Source organism: Candidatus Streptomyces philanthi (assembly GCF_059553635.1).
The window spans coordinates 1-3,174 of sequence record NZ_JCANQV010000457.1 but is presented as its reverse complement, the minus strand read 5'-3'; the positions used below and the strand labels follow the sequence as shown (position 1 = coordinate 3,174).

Below are 3,174 nucleotides of genomic sequence, written 5' to 3'. Positions count from 1 at the left end.
CGCGTCCAGGACCTCGTCGAGGTTGCCGGCGTCGATGCCGCCGATGGCGAACCAGGGGCGCTCGGGGGCGCGGGCGGCGGTGTGGCGGACGAGGTCCAGGCCGGGGGCGGGCCGGCCGGGCTTGGTCGGCGTCGGCCAGCAGGGGCCGGTGCAGAAGTAGTCCGCGCCCTCCTCGGCGGCCGCGGCGTCGGCCTCGGCCGGGGAGTGCGTGGAGCGTCCGATGAGGACGTCGGGGCCGAGGAGGTCTCGGGCGGCGGGGACGGGGAGGTCGCCCTGCCCGAGGTGGAGGACGTCCGCGCCCGCGGCGTGGGCGACATCGGCGCGGTCGTTGACGGCGAGGAGGGCGCCGTGGCGGCGGCAGGCGTCCGCGAAGATCTCCAGGTGGCGCAGTTCCTCGGCGGCCTCCATGCCCTTGTCGCGCAGCTGGACGATGTCGACGCCGCCCGCGAGCACGGCGTCCAGGAACTGCGGCAGGTCGCCCTGCCGGGTGCGGGCGTCCGTGCAGAGGTAGAGCCGTGCGGCGGACAGGGCGGCGCGGGCGGCGGTCGCGGTGGACATCGGAAGGTTCCCCCCGGGTCGGCGGGCGTACGGGCCGGTGCGGCGGCCCGTACGCCCGCGGGTGCGATGACGGTGGCGCGGCGGCCGCGGGGCCGCCGTGCGCCGGGTGTGCGGCTCAGACGGCGAGGGCCTGGGCCCTCCGCTTCACCTCCGTGCCGCGGTTCTCCCGCAGTGCCTGCGCCGGGGTGCCCGGCAGGGTGTCGTCGGCGGTGAACAGCCACTCCAGCATCTCGTCGTCGGCGAAGCCGTCGTCCCGCAGCAGGGTCAGGGTGCCGGACAGGCCCTTGACGACCTTGCCGTCCTTGATGAAGTCGGCGGGCACCTGGAGCACGCGGTTCTCGCCGCGGCGCACCGCGATCAGCTGGCCCTCCCTGACCAGCTGCCGGACCCGGGTCACCTCGACGCCGAGCTGCTCGGCGATGTCGGGAAGGGTGAGCCAGTCGGGGACGAGTGCGTCGATGTTTGCGTCAATCTCGGTCACGGGACAAGCCTGCCACCTCGCACTGACAGCCGGTAGCCGGGCGTCGCCAACGGGGCGAGCGCGCCCCCGGCCCACGTCCGGACCGGGCCGCTACAGCGCCGCCGCCTTCAGCGGCACCGCCGCGTCCGCGGCCTTCTCCGGGTCGAGCACGGCGCCCCGCTCGATGAGCTTGCGCCCCTGGGCGAGGTCGCGGGGGCGGCCGACGGCGAGCAGCGCGACCAGCAGGCCCGGCCGGCGTACCTGCTCCCGGCCCGGCCCGGCCTCGGCGGGGGTCCTCGGGTGCCGGAGCCAGAGCACGGACCAGGCGGCGCCGACCGGGTCGCCGCGCCAGACCAGTTCGTCGGCGCCGCCGTGATCGCCCGCGTACTGGACGAACCGGCCGAACTGCTCGGACCAGAAGTACGGGACCGGGTCGTAGACCACGCCCTCGGCGGGCTCGCGGACGATGTTCTCGGCGACCGTGCGGGGGCCCTGGAGGGCGTTGTCCCAGTGGTGGACGAGGAGCCTGCGGCCGTAGCGGGCGGAGGGGAAGGAGGCGCAGTCGCCGACCGCGTAGACGTCGGGGACGGAGGTGCGCAGGTACGGGTCGGTGAGGACGGAGCCGTCGTCCGGGGAGAGGGCGACCCCGGAGCCGGCCAGCCAGCCGGTGGCCGGGCGGGCGCCGATGCCGACGACCACGGCGTCGGCGCGCAGTGTGGTGCCGTCGGCGAGTTCGACGGCGCCCTCCTTGACGGAGGCGACCCGGGCGCCCGTGCGCAGCCGGGCGCCGGCCGCCGTGTACCAGGCGGCCATATGGGTGGCGACCTCGGCGGGCAGCGCGCCGGCCAGCGGGCGGTCGGCGGCCTCGACGACGGTGACGGCGCAGCCCGCCTCGCGGGCCGCGGTCGCGAACTCGGCGCCGATCCAGCCCGCGCCGACGACCACGATCTCGTTCCGGGCGGCGAGGACGGGCCGCAGCCGTTCGGCGTCGTCGAGGGTGCGCAGCAGGTGGACGCCGGGCGCGCCCTCGGTGCCGGGCAGCCGGACCGGTTCCGCCCCGGTGGCGAGGACGGCGTGGTCGTAGCGGACCGGTCCCTCGGCCGTCTCCACGACCCGCTCGTCGGGGCGGAGGGCGGTGACGGGGCGGCCGAGCCGGAGGTCGATGCCGAGGGCGTCGAAGTCGACGTCGAAGGCGGCGCTCCCGGTCTTGCCGAGCAGGACGGCCTTGGACAGCGGCGGGCGGTCGTAGGGCCGGTGGGGCTCGTCGCCGAGCAGGGTGATCTCGCCGCGCCAGCCCTGTTCGCGCAGCGCTACCGCGGTCTGGACGCCCGCCATTCCGGCGCCTGCGACGACCACTCTGGAGGTGTGGCCGGTTGCCTGGGGGGACTTGATCTGCTCGCTCACCTGCCCACTGTAGGACGACGGGGGGCGCGGGTCGCAGCAGCGCGCGAGGTGATCTCCGGCGCGGCGGGCCCGGGAGCGGCCGGGGCGCCGCCTTACGGGGCGCGGGGGCCGGGTATTAGGGTGACGGCACACGCACTCGCGGGAGCCCGGCGTACCGGGCTGAGAGGGAGGCTGGCCGGCCTCCGACCGTACGAACCTGATCCGGGTCATGCCGGCGAAGGGAGGGGCTGGACGCCCATGCATCCATCCGTCACACCACCGACGCCTTCCGGGGAGCACCCCGATGTGCTCGTCGTCGGGGGTGGTCTCATCGGTCTGGTCACGGCCTGGCGGGCGGCGCAGCGGGGGCTGCGCACCACGGTGGCCGATCCGTCGCCGGGCGGCGGCGCGGCGAGCGTCGCGGCCGGCATGCTCGCCGCCGTCACCGAGCTGCACTACGGGGAGGAGACGCTGCTGGGGCTCAATCTGGCCTCGGCGCGCCGCTACCGGGACTTCGTCGCGGAGCTGGAGGAGGCGAGCGGCCGGGACACCGGGCACCGGGTGTGCGGCACGCTGGCCGTGGCGCTGGACGCCGACGACCGGGCGCATCTGCGGGAGTTGCACGCTCTGCAACGCCGTTGCGGCCTGGACTCCGAGTGGTTGACGGGGCGTGAGTGCCGCCGGCTGGAGCCGATGCTCGCGCCGGGGGTGCGCGGCGGCCTGCGGGTGGACGGCGACCACCAGGTCGATCCGCGGCGGCTGGCGGCCGCGCT

General features: G+C 76.3%; 4 protein-coding genes and 1 riboswitch. Of the genes, 1 reads left to right on the top strand and 3 read right to left on the bottom strand.

Annotated elements, in window-relative coordinates; all coding sequences use genetic code 11:
- The 3 genes from thiE to AC51EU_RS28905 form a co-directional block, all read right to left on the bottom strand.
- On the bottom strand, nucleotides 1-558 hold a 558-nt coding region (gene thiE / locus AC51EU_RS28915), incomplete at its 3' end, for a thiamine phosphate synthase (RefSeq protein ID WP_496270050.1).
- 115 nt (nucleotides 559-673) lie between these two features.
- On the bottom strand, nucleotides 674-1,039 hold the full coding sequence (locus AC51EU_RS28910; RefSeq protein WP_496270049.1) for an Rv2175c family DNA-binding protein: 366 nt from the start codon (nucleotides 1,037-1,039) through the stop codon (nucleotides 674-676).
- A 90-nt stretch (nucleotides 1,040-1,129) separates the two neighbouring features.
- Entirely contained in the window at nucleotides 1,130-2,422 is a 1,293-nt protein-coding gene (locus AC51EU_RS28905; protein ID WP_496270048.1) for an NAD(P)/FAD-dependent oxidoreductase, read from the bottom strand.
- Nucleotides 2,423-2,550: 128 nt separating this feature from the next.
- Nucleotides 2,551-2,662, top strand: a riboswitch (TPP riboswitch).
- Here AC51EU_RS28905 and AC51EU_RS28900 point away from each other — a divergent pair.
- On the top strand, nucleotides 2,660-3,174 hold a 515-nt coding region (locus AC51EU_RS28900; protein WP_496270047.1), incomplete at its 3' end, for an FAD-dependent oxidoreductase. (Overlaps the previous riboswitch by 3 nt.)